This is a genomic window from Alkalihalophilus pseudofirmus OF4 (assembly GCF_000005825.2).
GTDB classification, from domain to species: Bacteria; Bacillota; Bacilli; order Bacillales; family Bacillaceae_D; genus Alkalihalophilus; species Alkalihalophilus pseudofirmus.
In genome coordinates this window covers 2,090,996-2,105,476 of the sequence record NC_013791.2, presented here as the reverse complement: position 1 = coordinate 2,105,476, position 14,481 = coordinate 2,090,996, and the positions used below count along the sequence as shown (strand labels likewise).

Here is a 14,481-nt window from a genome sequence, read left to right as displayed (position 1 = left end):
TGATTATTCGAATGGTGTTTTGCTGATTTCAAGCGCCACGGCTAGTTTTCCGTCAAAACCATGGCCAGCTAACAGCAGACGCCCTTCTTGATCTAATTCAAAGTGAGTCAATCCCTCTGCATAGACCCAGCCGATTTCAATTTTAAGACCGGCGCGAAAAGGACCTTCGCCTATAATTTTTCCATGCTCGTATGTAACATTTGCATTTCGTATATAAGCACTAGCTGAGAAAAAAGATTGATCAAAATGACTCGCATAGGCCCCGTTTGTTGTTTCAAGATGTATGTATACGGGCTGCTTAGCAAATTGATTAATCAAAGGCTGTACTTCTTCAATTGTTATTGGTTTCACTGAACAGTCCTCCAAATGTAGTCTAGTATGTCGTTCATTATAATGTATCAGCGAATGTAATAACAGTAAAACGCGTTAATGTGTGTGCTTAAAAAGGATTATAATTGAGTTTTGTCGAACCTAGGGAGGAAAAGCTATAATCAAACAATTAAAATAGGGGCTGGATGATAAATGAGTAGAAAAGCTTTATTGATCGTAGATATGAGTTATGATTTTGTAGCGGATGATGGCGGATTAACTGTCGGTACTCCTGCACAGACCATTGTGCCTGATATTGTCCGTACAGCAAATTTGTTTCTTGAAAAGGGAGACGTAGTGGCCGTTTGTATGGATGCCCATACAGAAGATGATCCCCATTTTGAACTATGGCCAAAGCATAATATTATCGGAACGAAGGGGCAGGAATTGTACGGTGAACTCGGGACGTGGTACGATAAAAACAAAGAAAATAAGAGTGTCCTCTATATTCCAAAGCCTGAATATGACGCATTTTTTAACACGAATTTAGAAGAGGAATTACTTGCAGCGGATGTTGGTGAAGTATATGTTGTAGGTGTATGCACCGATATTTGCAATTTCCTTACTGTGTACGGGGCCTATGCACGAGGCTTTAAAACGGTTGCGATTTATGATCAGATGACAACATTCACGCAAAATCAAGATGTTTTTATCCAGCAAATGGAATCTATTTTTAAAACGAAGATTGTGTATACAAGTGATTTAGAGAAGCTAGAGTAAGGGGGATTATTGAGATAGTGTCTAGGCACCGAGATGATTCAGATGAAACAAAAAAAGATCAATTAGATGAAGACATAATGGAAAATAATACTGAGGAAGATCCTTATGGAGAACCACCGCTAGAAGATTTCTTATTTGATGAAGAAGAAGAGGAAGGTCCGGAAATACTTGAACAGAAACGCAAAAGAAAACAATTTATCATTCGATCGATTGCTATAGGCATCAGTTTATTATTAGTAGTCAATGTGCTAAGCATCTGGCTGAATGTGTTTAGTTTAGATTCCCTTAAGCTCCTTCGTGGAACGGAACAATATTCAGAGGATGAGATGGTACAAAACAGCATGGAATCAGTCGTTCTGATCCAGAACCAACAGTCACGCGGCACTGGTTTTATTGTATCAAGCGAGGGACTTATTGTGTCTAATGATCATGTTGTCGATGGCGGTGGACCGTTAGCTGTCACGTTACCTTCTGGTGAGCAGTATGTAGCTGAGATCGTTGATTCTGATGAAGGGCTGGATCTAGCGCTGCTTGAAATTGAGGCGGATGGACTGCCGTATCTGCCATTAAGTGATGTAGGGGCTGAGCGCGATGAGCGAATTTTAGTTATCGGAAACCCGCTTACCCAGCAGCAAATTGTTAATGAAGGAGAAGTCTTAGATCAACAAGAAGGCTTTGAGATTTTACGAATTTCTGCACCAATCTATGGCGGTCACAGCGGAAGTCCTGTACTGACAGAAGCTGGTGAAGTCATTGGCGTTGTATATGCGAGAACGGTTCCTGGTTTATTTGATGAAGAACCTTCAAGAGGGCTGGCAGTTCCAATTGAAAAAGTGAAAACAAGATTTGCAGAGTATTTAAATGAATAAAGAGAGCTGTCCGCTATTAAGAAGTGGACAGCTTTTTCGTTTGAGAGGCGAATGGACGCAAACTGCAGATTGACGCAATTACTGTCTCAACTGGCGCTATCCTTCAAGCAATCCGCGCAATTCCCTTACTGACTGACGCCATAAAGAGGCTGAAAAAATATAATAGATGATTGCTTCAGGTACCGGGTACTAGCAGCATCCTCTACTCATATAGCTTCCCGTTTTGGTCAACATAGACGCTCTTTATCAACGTTCGCTCGAAAGGGTAGCCTTTTTTCGTTTCGCTTTCCATGTCAATCGTAAGCGTATAGATGCCTTCTTTCTTTAGAGGAATGGACAATTCGCCTGCTGAGTTGATTGTAACTGGAACGCTGCGGCTTTTCTGTTTACCGTGTTTATCTGTATAGGTTGCTTCTGCACGATAGGTTGTTTTCTTGGACGGTGGAGGCTGGAGGTTATCTTTAATAGCTATTTTCTGCTTAGCGGCGCCTGTTATTTCAAGTGTAACCGCTTTATCATAAGGGCTGTCAATCGATGCTGTTACTAAATAGGCGCTGCCTTTTGCATGATTCGTTTGAATATGCCACTCTCCTGGTGATGGCTGATTTAGCTTGTATAAATGATGGTAAGCGCCTTCAAAAATTTCGTCATTTGAATAAGAGATATTAGCAGGAATAACTTCACCATTTGGTCCGTGCAACGTTGCAGCAGAAAAATGCTCATCACTTAAGAAATCAATGGTGACGGACGTTACGTCTTCTTCAATATGAAAGGAATCCGTTTTACCGAAAGCTTGAAGAGGGCCTCCGCGTACAATTTGGCTGCTTGCTTCTTGCTTACTTGGAATGTCTTCGTTTGCAGTCATTGAAAACAGCGATTTCTCAGATGTAAGATAAGGCTTAAATGTCGTGAATGTCGCATGACCTTCTTTAACTGTTGTATGATTCCAGCGTCCGACGGCAAGTTCTCTTGAGTATGGAAGTCTAGAATTAGCGACGGTTACGGCTCCATCATTTTGACCGTATGAGCTTAAATATACACCGCCCCAGTAAAGGGATGAACCAAATGACCCCCAGCTTGTTCCTGCCAGTGTAAAGAAAGGGTTGATTCGGGCGTTAGGGTGATGGTCGGTTTCACTCCTGAAAAATGCCATGTATCCCGTTTGGAGAGAGTTCGTTGCTGCATTTCTTCCACCTATAATGCCGGCTAGCCATCCTGCCCAGCTGCTATAAGCTAAATCAGCCAGCTGCGAGCCATAATGCGGGGTCGATAATGTGATCACATTGGATACATAGGCATGAGCACCATGATGAACTAAGGCCGATTGAGTATCAATCCCGCCTTTACTATGTGTGACTAGGACAAGATCTTTGCCGAAATACTGATGAATTTCAGCCAGCTTTGCAGCCAGCAGTGCGCCGTTTGTCCACATATCTTCCGTTCCGTGAAGGTCAACAAAAGCTGTTTCATATCCATCTTGCAGAGCGACTTGATACATGTCATTTCCTTCCCACCATGTGCGAGAGGAGCTGTTTAGCCCATGGATAAATATAAGCGGCGCTTTTGTCGGATTAATGCTCTCAGGTGATTCTCCAATATACCACTGGCCCGGAACGCCTGGAGTCCCTTTGTCGCCAAACGACCCAGCGTGGACTTGGATGGGGCTGACTAACATAACAATAAGCAGAAGAATCAACAACACGTGTTTAATCATGCATAACCTCCTTGTATAAATGATAATGAACTGCACAGAAGTGAATATATGCAATGAGTACTTACTCTATTAACCTTTTTTTATTGTTTTCCTGCAGGAAGGAAGACTTATTTTGAATAAAATGACAGATGGAAAAAGTCGAATAATAACGTTATAATGGAGTAATACATATCCAAGTATTTAGATGTACGCAACTCAACTGTAACCTGAATCATTAAGAACTGGGAGGAAAGCAAAATGATTTCACAAGAAATTAAGCAAAATTTAACTCAAAGCTCATGGATTCGTAAAATGTTTGAAGAAGGTCAGCGCTTAAAAGCAATCCACGGGGCGGATAAGGTTTATGATTTCTCCTTAGGGAATCCTGTGATTGATCCTCCAAAAGAATATTTCGAAGCTCTAAAAAATTATGCGCATAACCCTATTTCAGGAGGCCACAGCTATATTCCTAACCAAGGTCTAGTCGAGGCGCGAGAGAAGGTAGCTGAACATTTAGGGGATCGTTACGGTGACATTGGAGTAAGCCATGAGTCCGTGATTATGACTTCTGGTGCAGCAGGTGCATTAAATGTGGCGTTAAGAAGTATTCTTAACGAAGATGATGAAGTGATTATTTTTACGCCGTTCTTTGTCGAATACAAGTTCTATGTAAATAATGCAAAGGGTAAGGCAGTGTATGTTCCTCTTGCTGAAGACTTTACTATTGATTTAGATAAATTAGCTGAACATATTACAGGCAGAACGAAAGCGGTTATCTTAAACAACCCGCATAACCCAACAGGACAGCTTTTGACTCAGGAAGATCTTGAAGCATTTAACAGTCTTCTTCGTGAAAAAGAAACAGAGCATGAAGCGATGATTCACGTCCTTTATGATGATCCATACAGTCAATTAATCTATGATTATGATGCGCCAAATCCATTTAAAGCAATTGACCGATTATTTTACGTATCATCATTCAGTAAAGACCTTGGACTAGCCGGTGAACGTCTTGGCTATTTAGCAATAGACAGCCGCATGGAAGACGCAGGTGAATATATGGCTGCCTTCGTATTTGCAAACCGTACATTAGGATTTGGAAATGCGTCCGTTACAGTGCAGCGTATGATCAGTCAATTGCCGACTCTTACACAAGAGCAAGCAGGTTATAAAGAAAGACGTAATGCGATGGTTGAAGTGTTAACAGATGCCGGTTTTGATTTTGTGGAACCTAAAGGTGGATTCTTCATTTTTCCAAAATCACCTTTAGCTGACGATACAGCTTTCTGTAAGCTTGCAGCTGAAAAGTTCAATATCTTACTTGTACCTGGATCTGGCTTTGGCCGGGAGGGACATTTCCGTCTCTCATACAGTGTGTCACTTGAGCAGATTGAAAACTCAAAAGAGGCTTTCAAAGCATTACTTCAGGAATGTAAGGCTATGAACCAAAAATAAAGAATGGGTTAGGAGTTTTTACTATGTTTATCGTCCATTCGACGTTTAAAGTTCCAGACGAAAAAGCAGATGAAGTAATTGATATTTATAAAAATAGATCTGGCCTGGTTGATAAAGCCTCGGGATTTCAACGGTTCAGGCTGCTTCAAAATGCAAAGCGGGATGGAGAAATTACGGTTGAAATTGAATGGGATTCAAAAAAAGATTATCTAAACTGGGTCCGCAGTGCAGAGTTTAAGCATATTCATGATCTTGAGAAGAAATATCCAGACCAAGAGCTTGCTGCTGTTATTCCAGAAGTAAAGCAGTTTGAGGTGGTGATTGATTGATACCTTTTCCATATCCTGAATACCATCCAATTATTGATGCCATTACAGAAGAGATTTATCAAGCTTATCCTGAACTTGAAGAAAAGTACGGAGAGGCTGGCCGGAGAAAGTGCCGAGAGGACAATCAACACCACTTCCATTCCTTAGAAACAGCTTATCAAATGAAACAAGAAAAGATCTTTGTCGACTATGCGCTTTGGTTAAATGGAATATTAGTCAAACATGGAATGGACAAACAGCATTTAATTGATAATTTCGAGCGAATTGAACGTTTGATCAAAGAGAAAGTAGACGATCAAAAGGAAGAAGCGTTTAAAGCATATCTACAAGCTGCTATCCAAGCTGTAAACGAGAACAGTGAGTGAAAGCAGCTATAAAACTAGAAAAAAGTGCTCGGCAGCTGCTGAGTACTTTTTTTGTTAAGTAGCTATTTTGAAACCATCGAATGGCTCCATCACAGTTACTATGAAAAATAAAATAAGGAACGTTGACATTATGCCGTTACAATTCCTCTTTGATATGCATCCATTAGTAGTAGAAGGAGGATGAAAAATGGACTTTAACATAGCGAATGAAATCGCTACAAGTCAATATGTGTGGGCTATTCTTTGTATTCTGTTAGGCTACTATGTGATTCGCGAAATGAGAAAAGAAAACAAAGAACATAGAGAGCATTCTAGACAAAGAGAAATAGATTTGATGAAGCATTTAGACAGGTCGAATGAATCACAAGAAAAGATGGTTATAACCCTTGAGAAACTGCATGATTCTCTAGATTCGCTTGAGAAAAGAATTGACCGCATTGAACAAAAAATGGATAAAGATTAACGTTTAATCCCTTGATGCGTTTTCACTCCAAAGGGATTTTTTACATAACTGAATTAGTTCATTAAAATACAAAGGACGGTTCCTTGTGTTTTTATTTTGAGAATAGAAAGAAATACCTTGTACTGGTTAAGAAAGAGGAATAAACTGAATATACTAACTAACATACTGACTGGTAGGTATTAAAATCATGGAGGTGCAGAGGTGGATACGAAGAGAATATGGATGTATTCAATAATTGGAATGCTTACTACGATTGTTGTTCTTGCTTTTGCCAGGCTTTCTTTTGGAGTTATTCTTCCTTTTATGAGGGAAGGGCTGGTCATTACGTATAAAGAAGCAGGCATATTAGGAACGGCGATCTCTTTTGGATATGTGAGTATGGTTGTGTTCTCAGGGGTTGCTGCATCAAAATGGGGAAGCAAAAGAACCATCATCTTTGGTACTATCCTTGTCAGCATGGGGTTCATCGGGATTGCAATGACACCTGGCTACTGGGTTGCATTCGTTTTTATGATCATCTTAGGTATCGGGACGGCATTCACCTATACACCTCTGATATCATTGTTGGTAGCATGGTTTCCTTTAAAGAGAGGGTTAGTGATAGGATTAACGACAAGCGGTGTTGGGATAGGTATTCTTTTATCCGGTATTATTATTCCTTTTATAAGTACGATGTTTCCTGTGTTTGGCTGGAGATATGCTTGGGGAATGTTTGCATTATGCGGAATCATCGTTATATTTATTATCGCTTTCTTTATTGAAAATCCTCCCATAACCAAAAGAGGAGCAGCAGATGAGAAAACAGCGAATGTACGAGAGATTTATAGAGACAAAGGTGTCATCAATGTTAGTCTTATTTACGGTGTCGTTGGCGTTGCCTATATTATTCAAATGGTGTTTGTTATGAGCTTTATGATAGAATCAGGGATCTCAAGTAGAACAGCAGGACAATTCATGGCACTAAATGGATTTCTATCGATTTTTACGGGGCCGGTGTGGGGGCATCTTTCTGATAAAATAGGCAGGAAAAAATCATTAAATCTCACAATGGCTATAACATTGATTGCGATGATGATCCCTGTTTTTTATCCAACATTTATTGGTTTCACTGCACATATCATTTTAATAAGCTGTACATTAACCGGTTTATTCACCCTTGTTCAAGCTGCAACACTTGATCAAGTGAAGCCAAGTGATATGCCTGTCGCTTTTAGTTATGCAACCTTTTACTTTGCGGTAGGCCAGCTTATTGGACCAGTTATCGCGGGATGGCTGATTGAAGACTTTGGCGGGTTTACATATGCCTTTCTCTTTTCATCGATGTGTCTAGGAGCAGGGTTCATTTTAAGTCTGAGAGTAAAGAACCGGCAGCATGAGACTGTCGCAGTAGAAGGGGAAGTAAGTGTATAAGAATTTAATGTAAATTCAAAAAAGGTCATCATTCGTTGAAGAATGGTGACCTTTTTTAGCATGTTACTAGAAAAACCAAAGCCCGAACAAAGTGGCAGCAATTAACCCCAATATAACAGGGAGGAAGCTTTTACGTACTAGTTCCATCACTGGCACCTTGGCAAATCCAGCAACAGCCACAAGAGAGGACCAGGCAATGAGCGTTCCTCCTCCGACCCAGATCGATCCCATTTGACCAATAGCAGCAAGGGTAGCCGTATCTACACCGACCGTTGGGCCGATTGCACTTGATAAGGCACCTACTAACGGAAGCCCTGAGAATCCTGAGCCATCAAGACCTGTAATCATTCCAATGATTAATATCGCAAACCCGGCAAGGAAAGCGCTCTCTGGTATGAGTTGTTGTCCTGCTTGCACAAGATCGAATAAGAAGGATGGAGACGCCTCGCTTCCAACTCCTAAAATCGTACCGGCTAGTTCACCGCTTCCGATAAAGAAGAATCCTGCAATGGGAATAACGGGCCCCATCGCTTTAAACGCAAACACAAAGCCAGTAATTAAATGTTCACTTACTTTTGTAAGAGAGGTTTTTGCCTTATCAGCAGTGGTAGAGGCGAGTAATAGCAGGGCAGCTGTTCCACCGATTAATGCAGCGCCAGTTCCACCTTCAATCGATGGAATCACATCTGAAAACTTAGCCATGACCATGTACACAATGATGAATAAGAAAGAAGCTGGTACAAGTAAGGCAAAAACCATGCTTTTCTTTGTGACAGGTTTTCTCGTTTGGTTGGACTCTTCTGTTGATGCTGAAGTGATTTTCTCCCATTTAATTAAATGATTTTTTGATGGAGATTTAATCCACTTTCTAAGCAAGAGGTAGGCCGTCGTAATAGCAATACCGCCTGTTACAAGGGAAAGAACAAACGCACGGTCTGCTACTAGAGAAATATCAACACCAGCAGCTGTAGCACTAAGCATCGGCGCTATTTGAATAATGTAATCCGATGACAGAGCCATCCCTTGGCCCGCGAGTGATATCGCGATGGCAGCACCAATCGGCGGAAGGCCTGCACGGATTGCCACAGGAATGAGCAAAGCTCCTACAAGCGGAACCGCTGGAGTTGGCCAGAAGAACAATGAAATGGAATAGGTAACTAGAACAATAACCCAAAACGAAATGTGACCATTGACCATGACTTTTTGAAATGGGGTAATCATTTGTTCATCGGCACCTATATCTTTTAATGCATGCAAGAGAGCAGTCATGATTGCAATAATTAAGAAGATATTAAACAGCTCGCCAGCAGCAATCAAACTGGCTTGGAAGATGGTCTGCAAGCCGATAGATAATGACCCGCTGAAGATCCATCCTACTAAAAATGTCATCAATATAGCCGGAACGACAACATTTTGCCTAAATAACATCGTTAAAATGATTAAGAGTGTCCCAGCTAAATACATCCAATGAGACATCGTAAGCTCAATCATATCGCAGCCTCCTATCTGTCAAACTACGATATCTTATGAAACAAACTAGGCATTGGTGTATAGGGTGAAAAAATCTTAAATTTTCTACCTCAATATATATCTGAATTTTCTTTTTCTTTGATTAATTTTTAGGTTTTATTCTTTTTTTAGAAGGGAATATCTAGCAACATATTGAATTATTTTATCAACCATTTTTTGAAGGAGATGACCTAAATGACACAGTCTGAAATCAAAGAAATGAATGCAGCTCAATCTGAATCAAGACGTTTAAAAGTACATAAGGAATTAGATGAACAATTTAAGAAACCTCTCATTCATAAGGCGATAACAAGTAATACTGTGTATGTTCCTTTGAATAAAGAGAAGTTATGGGGTTAAGGATCAACTTTTGTTGGTCCTTTTTTCTTTTTAAGATTAGATTGCTAAAAAATAAAGGAAAGCTTAGAGAAGAGTAGTACTTTAATAGTAAGGATACAGGATTGATTTCCTGAGCGATTGGAAGTAAGCTAGGTAATTAGTATAGATAACAGGAGGGTCAAATGAAGAAAGGGATACTCATTTTTCTCGTAATCATTTTATTGCTAGCTGGAATCGGGTATGGCGTTTACTATATTGGAACTAATATTGCTTCAAAGAAGATCACTGATGATCTATCGGCAGAACTTCATAACAGCGGGCAATTGGAAGAAGTTAGGGCATATATCGAAAACGATCCTGACTTACAACGCTATGTAGAAGAAGCTAGGCAGGCAGATCGTGCTGCGCTCCCGTTCACAACGAAAGAAGAAGCGACTAGAGTGCTCATAAGAAAAGTCGGTGTTACGGATCTGCTTGAGATGCAGTCACGGGTTGAGAGAGGGAAGGCGAGCCACCAAGAAATCATTAATGAGCTTGAATCGAGTTTAACAGAGGATGAATTACTTGCTTTAAAAGTGATTGCTTATAAAGAGCTATACGAATAAAAAGGCTAAGCTCAAAGATGAGAGCTTAGCCTTTTTTCTTATTCTGGTACGCGGATCTTATTTTGGTAGCCATTTGTTTTGTGAGAGCCGTCACAGAATGGAAGGGACTTTGATTGTCCGCACATACAGAGAGAGAAGGCAGGTTTTTTAGGAAAAGGCTTTCCCTCACCGTCAAGTAGTTCAACATCTCCGGTCACTCGTATTGAGCCATTGTCATTAATTTTTAACGTTACTTTTTTGTCTTCAGCCATAATCTTCAGTCCTTTATAAGTAGTATAATTATGTAGTTCAGCAAAAAATGCCTAAATCCTTTAATATTCTAGCATAAACTTACATTAAATAGCTCTCAATCCTATAAAGAGTGCGAGATTCTGTGTGAAAGGTACTAGGGAATCACTCATTTTTTACGGTTCTCACAAGTTATTACACGGTTACTTTTAAGAAAATATGCTATGATATTGGCTATAGCTTTCGTAGGATAGCTAGATAAGATAAAAGATTTATGTAAAGAAGGGGATCTAAATGAATCAACGGACCTATCCATCGTTATTCTCTAGTATTAAAAAGCCAGCTTCAGCGTTTGAATGGTTTACGGCCTTTTTATTTGTTTTATTATTTATCGTTGGCTTATTTAATGCGTTTGCATTTAGGTTATTTGTGATGTTGTTTTTAGTAGGGTTATTACTGCAAGTGAACCGATTTATCCAAAGTCGTCCTATGGAGAAAGTTCCAGTGACTGATATTGAACAGGAAGCAGCAAAAGTGAAAGTCCAGTCGGCTGCTGCGGCAGAGCGTACTAAGGAACATACAGATGAGGACATTTTAGAAAAGACTACACAGCTGCAGAAAATTGATTTAGATCGTACTGAGCTTCTTGAAGAGCTGTTTGCGAAAGCGTCATTAGATGATGAAGAAAAGCAAAAATACCGCTCTAAAATTAAACAAAAAGATAATGAGATTTCAAGACTACGCCAAGAATTAATGAATGCTGGTGAGAAGATCCAGCAAGTGGTGCTAGATACAAAAAATTATTTTGTGAAGCACGATCCAATGAAGGAGCTTGCTACATCAATCGATCAAGAGCTGCTTGAAGCTGATTCGCTTGATTTATTAAATGAGCACTTGCAAAGAAAGCGTGCGACGATGTCAGAGGAAGATCTCATGGCTTTAAGCAAAGCAGGCTATGTTGATGAGGATTTCAAATTGACGCGTGCCGGGTTTAAAGCTTTAACAAAAGCAGTAGAGAAGTAGTATGAGGTGCAGTGTGGTAAAGAGATTGCTTTATTGTGGAGCTTTATTGAGCGGATTTAAGGCAATATAGCGTCAGTTCGGTCTGTAAATGCGTCGCTTCGGCTGCTATATGCGCCGGTTGAGAGGAAATGCGTCAATGCAGCGTCTGATTGCGTCTGTTCATGTTCATATTGCGCCGCTTCACCACATAATTGCGTCAATCTCAACTATGCGTGTCTCACCAAAAAAAGGTTTGCCCAAATCGGGCAAACCTTTTTCTATTTTCCTTCAAATTCATCGACTAACTCTGTAAAGAAGGCTAAGGCTTTCTCGATTGGCTCAGATGTCGTCAAATCTACACCGGCCTTTTTAAGCAGCTCGAGCGGATAATCAGAACTTCCGCTTTGCAGGAATTCAAGGTACGCTTCTTTTGCACCTTCTTTATTTTCTAAGAGACCGTTGGCTAGTTGAATAGCCGCTGCGAATCCTGTAGCGTACTTATACACGTAGAATGGGCGGTAGAAATGCGGAATTCTAGACCAGCCGTATTTTACTTCCTCATCAAATACCATATCAGGTCCGTTGTATTCACGGAATAACTGCTCATATACCTCATTAAACACCTCAGCAGTAAGCGGCTTGCCGGCTTCTGCTAACTCGTGAGTATCCTTTTCGAAGTTCGCAAACATTACTTGAGTGAAGAACGTGCCTTTAAACTTGTCGATAAAGTCATTCACTAAATATTTTCTTGTTTTATCGTCTGTCGATTGGTTGAGTAAGTAATGAATGAGTAACACTTCATTTACTGTTGATGCAACTTCGGCGACGAAGATCGTATAGCCGGCTGTGATTTGCGGCTGATGCTTCGCTGACAGGTAGCTGTGCATTGCGTGACCCATTTCATGGGCGAGTGTAAATAAGCTGTTTAAATTATCTTGATGGTTAAGGAGTACGAATGGGTGAACCCCATACAGCCCCATATTATAAGCGCCTGAACGTTTGCCTGGCGTTTCACGGACATCAATGTAGCGTTTGTCTTTAAATTCAGCTAAAGTCTCTACATACTCCTCGCCAAGCGGAGCCAAGGCTTTAAGCATTAAATCATATGCTTCATTGTAAGGTATATCCTTATCTACACCTTTAACTAGCGGAATGGATAAATCGTACTGACGGAGTTCATCCACACCGAGCATCTCTTTCCTAATCTTTTGATAGCGGTGGTAAGGGGCAAGATGGTTTTTCGTTGCTTCAATCAGCTTGTCATACACTTCTTTTGGAACTTGATCGGCAAAAAGTGATTTTTCAAGCGCTGACGGATAATTCTTCATTTTTGAGACGGTGACATTTGTTTTAATGGCTGATGACAGGGTTGAAGCAATCGTATTATTCAGCTCCACATAAGGCTTATAATACGCATGATAGGCTTCTTTTCGCTTATTGCGGTCTTCGTTTTTAAGCAGCTTTTCATACATGCCGCGCGTTAATTCTACTTTCTCGCCATCATCTTTTGTCACTAGACCGAATTTAATATCTGCATTATTTATCATGCCAAAGGTTTTACTAGGAGAGGACAGGGCTTCGCCGAGCTGAGTTAACACCTCTTCTTTTTCTTTACTTAAAACATGGGGCTTATAGCGAAACAGATCCATTAAATCGTCTTCAAAATAAGTCAGCCCTTCTACTTCTGATATGTATTCTTGAAGGGTGGACTTATCAAGACTTAAGATGAAAGGTCTGAAAAAAGAGACTGCTGTACTTGCTTTTACACTTAGTTGAGTCGCTTCATCAAGTATGGATTCAGCCTTCTTATCGCGAGTATCAACATCTACTTGCAGCCTAGCATAGACGACTACTTTAGATAAATGAAAGCTTAGTTTTTCCTGCATGGATAAAAAATCGTACAAGGAATGTCCATCCTCAATCTTTCCATCAAACTCTTTAAGCTTTACTGTCATTTCCTCAATGACTGCTACATCTTCTCTCCATTCATCTAAAGAAGAGTAAATATCGGAAACATCCCATTTTTCGTGTTCTGGTACCTCTTTGCGAGAAGAATATGTGCTCAATACGATCACTCCTTTTTTATTAGGTTTACCATTATCCACCATAGTTATGATTGTATCACAAGGAAATGCACACAAAAATGGAGAAGCTTTATAGGAACAGTAATCGTTATATAATTCTGACTATCTTTACAAAATCCCTCTATTTGTCTACGATATAGATATGTTTACTAGGAGATGAAACGGATTTAATTAGTTGGAGGATGATGACATGGGGAAACCATTAGCAGGTAAAACAATTGCATTGACTGCGTCGCGTAAAGTCGAGGAGATGAGCACGCTGATTGAAAAGCAGGGCGGGAATGTGATCGTTCGGCCGATGCAAGGTACGGTGTATGTTGCAAAAGAGGAAATTGTTTCAGAACTAAAAGAAATGATTGATCAAGGAGTAGATTGGTTTGTCCTTACAACGGGTATAGGGACAGAGAAGCTCGTTGAGTTAGCTGAAGAGATTGGTTTGAAAGATGAATTAATCGAGCGATTACGTCATGCGAAGATTGCAGCAAGAGGCTACAAAACGAAAAATGCATTAAAAAAGCTTGGGTTAACAGCAGATATTAGTGACGAGGATGGTACGACCAATGGACTGATCCGTGCAATGGAATCAAATTCATTTAAAGGTAGTAAAGTGGCGGTGCAGCTTCATGGTATCCCTTCTCCAAACCTTCGTACATTTTTTGAAAGCGAGGAAGCTGAAGTTGTTGAAGTCTTGCCATATCGTCATATAGCACCTGATGAAGAAAAAGTTAAAACACTTTATGAAGAAGTAGTTGAAGGAAAAGTGGATGCTGTCTGCTTTACTACATTTCTGCAAGTGAGAGCATTGTTTCAGTATGCGGAATCTATCAAGAAAGAAGAGACGCTGCTCAATCAATTTAATAAAAATGTCTTAGCGGTTGCAGTAGGTAAAGTGACTGCCGAAGCGTTAACTGATGCCCAAGTGACAAGAGTCATTGTACCCGAAAGAGAGAGAATGGGTGCCATGATCATTGAGCTTGCTAAATTTATGGATGCGGATGAATAGAAGACAGTCATGTAACATGTTACTTTATAAAGTGAATA

General features: G+C 40.2%; 16 protein-coding genes. 11 read left to right on the top strand and 5 right to left on the bottom strand.

Translation table 11 applies throughout. From position 1 onward, the window contains the following. Positions 1-3: 3 nt before the first annotated feature. The gene (locus tag BPOF4_RS10610) at positions 4-351 is read right to left on the bottom strand and encodes a YojF family protein (RefSeq protein ID WP_012959160.1); all 348 of its coding nucleotides are present in this window, start codon (positions 349-351) and stop codon (positions 4-6) included. 171 nt (positions 352-522) lie between these two features. Here BPOF4_RS10610 and BPOF4_RS10605 point away from each other — a divergent pair, with 171 nt between their 5' ends. Together BPOF4_RS10605 and BPOF4_RS10600 are read left to right on the top strand one after the other, a co-directional pair. Continuing rightward, positions 523-1,089, top strand: a complete 567-nt coding sequence (locus BPOF4_RS10605) for a cysteine hydrolase family protein (protein ID WP_012959159.1) — start codon at positions 523-525, stop codon at positions 1,087-1,089. A 17-nt stretch (positions 1,090-1,106) separates the two neighbouring features. Next, positions 1,107-1,958 carry a S1C family serine protease gene (locus BPOF4_RS10600; RefSeq protein ID WP_012959158.1) on the top strand — a complete coding sequence of 284 codons (852 nt, stop codon included), beginning with the start codon at positions 1,107-1,109 and terminating at the stop codon, positions 1,956-1,958. Between the two features lie 202 nt (positions 1,959-2,160). Here BPOF4_RS10600 and BPOF4_RS10595 read toward each other — a convergent pair whose 3' ends face one another. Next, a complete protein-coding gene (locus tag BPOF4_RS10595) occupies positions 2,161-3,672 on the bottom strand; it encodes an esterase/lipase family protein (protein WP_012959157.1) in 1,512 nt (503 codons plus the stop codon). Positions 3,673-3,909: 237 nt separating this feature from the next. Here BPOF4_RS10595 and BPOF4_RS10590 point away from each other — a divergent pair, with 237 nt between their 5' ends. The 5 genes from BPOF4_RS10590 (at position 3,910) to BPOF4_RS10570 (ending at position 7,673) form a co-directional block, all read left to right on the top strand. Then, on the top strand, positions 3,910-5,106 hold the full coding sequence (locus BPOF4_RS10590; protein ID WP_012959156.1) for a pyridoxal phosphate-dependent aminotransferase: 1,197 nt from the start codon (positions 3,910-3,912) through the stop codon (positions 5,104-5,106). Positions 5,107-5,129: 23 nt separating this feature from the next. After that, the gene (locus tag BPOF4_RS10585; protein ID WP_012959155.1) at positions 5,130-5,435 is read left to right on the top strand and encodes an antibiotic biosynthesis monooxygenase family protein; all 306 of its coding nucleotides are present in this window, start codon (positions 5,130-5,132) and stop codon (positions 5,433-5,435) included. After that, a complete protein-coding gene (locus BPOF4_RS10580; protein WP_012959154.1) occupies positions 5,432-5,800 on the top strand; it encodes a hypothetical protein in 369 nt (122 codons plus the stop codon). The genes BPOF4_RS10585 and BPOF4_RS10580 overlap by 4 nt, the downstream gene beginning before the upstream one ends. A gap of 187 nt (positions 5,801-5,987) precedes the next feature. Beyond that, entirely contained in the window at positions 5,988-6,263 is a 276-nt protein-coding gene (locus BPOF4_RS10575) for a BhlA/UviB family holin-like peptide (protein ID WP_012959153.1), read from the top strand. Between the two features lie 201 nt (positions 6,264-6,464). Beyond that, complete coding sequence (locus BPOF4_RS10570; protein WP_012959152.1) at positions 6,465-7,673, top strand: MFS transporter; 1,209 nt, start codon at positions 6,465-6,467, stop codon at positions 7,671-7,673. Between the two features lie 66 nt (positions 7,674-7,739). Here BPOF4_RS10570 and BPOF4_RS10565 read toward each other — a convergent pair whose 3' ends face one another. Continuing rightward, positions 7,740-9,164: a hypothetical protein gene (locus tag BPOF4_RS10565; RefSeq protein ID WP_012959151.1), complete on the bottom strand. Its 1,425-nt coding sequence runs from the start codon at positions 9,162-9,164 to the stop codon at positions 7,740-7,742. Between the two features lie 213 nt (positions 9,165-9,377). Between BPOF4_RS10565 and BPOF4_RS22225 the strand changes: the two genes are divergently transcribed. Together BPOF4_RS22225 and BPOF4_RS10560 are read left to right on the top strand one after the other, a co-directional pair. Further along, positions 9,378-9,542 (top strand): hypothetical protein, encoded by a 165-nt coding sequence (locus tag BPOF4_RS22225; RefSeq protein ID WP_012959150.1) that lies wholly within the window; start codon positions 9,378-9,380, stop codon positions 9,540-9,542. 161 nt (positions 9,543-9,703) lie between these two features. Continuing rightward, positions 9,704-10,126 carry a hypothetical protein gene (locus BPOF4_RS10560; RefSeq protein ID WP_012959149.1) on the top strand — a complete coding sequence of 141 codons (423 nt, stop codon included), beginning with the start codon at positions 9,704-9,706 and terminating at the stop codon, positions 10,124-10,126. A gap of 38 nt (positions 10,127-10,164) precedes the next feature. On the opposite strand, the gene BPOF4_RS10555 is transcribed toward BPOF4_RS10560, so the two are convergent. Next, positions 10,165-10,377, bottom strand: a complete 213-nt coding sequence (locus BPOF4_RS10555) for a CDGSH iron-sulfur domain-containing protein (RefSeq protein WP_012959148.1) — start codon at positions 10,375-10,377, stop codon at positions 10,165-10,167. 271 nt (positions 10,378-10,648) lie between these two features. Between BPOF4_RS10555 and BPOF4_RS10550 the strand changes: the two genes are divergently transcribed. Then, the gene (locus BPOF4_RS10550; protein WP_012959147.1) at positions 10,649-11,377 is read left to right on the top strand and encodes a hypothetical protein; all 729 of its coding nucleotides are present in this window, start codon (positions 10,649-10,651) and stop codon (positions 11,375-11,377) included. A 257-nt stretch (positions 11,378-11,634) separates the two neighbouring features. Here BPOF4_RS10550 and pepF read toward each other — a convergent pair whose 3' ends face one another. Beyond that, the gene (gene pepF, locus BPOF4_RS10545; RefSeq protein WP_180316871.1) at positions 11,635-13,464 is read right to left on the bottom strand and encodes an oligoendopeptidase F; all 1,830 of its coding nucleotides are present in this window, start codon (positions 13,462-13,464) and stop codon (positions 11,635-11,637) included. Positions 13,465-13,630: 166 nt separating this feature from the next. Here pepF and BPOF4_RS10540 point away from each other — a divergent pair, with 166 nt between their 5' ends. Further along, complete coding sequence (locus tag BPOF4_RS10540) at positions 13,631-14,443, top strand: uroporphyrinogen-III synthase (RefSeq protein WP_012959145.1); 813 nt, start codon at positions 13,631-13,633, stop codon at positions 14,441-14,443. Positions 14,444-14,481: the final 38 nt, after the last annotated feature.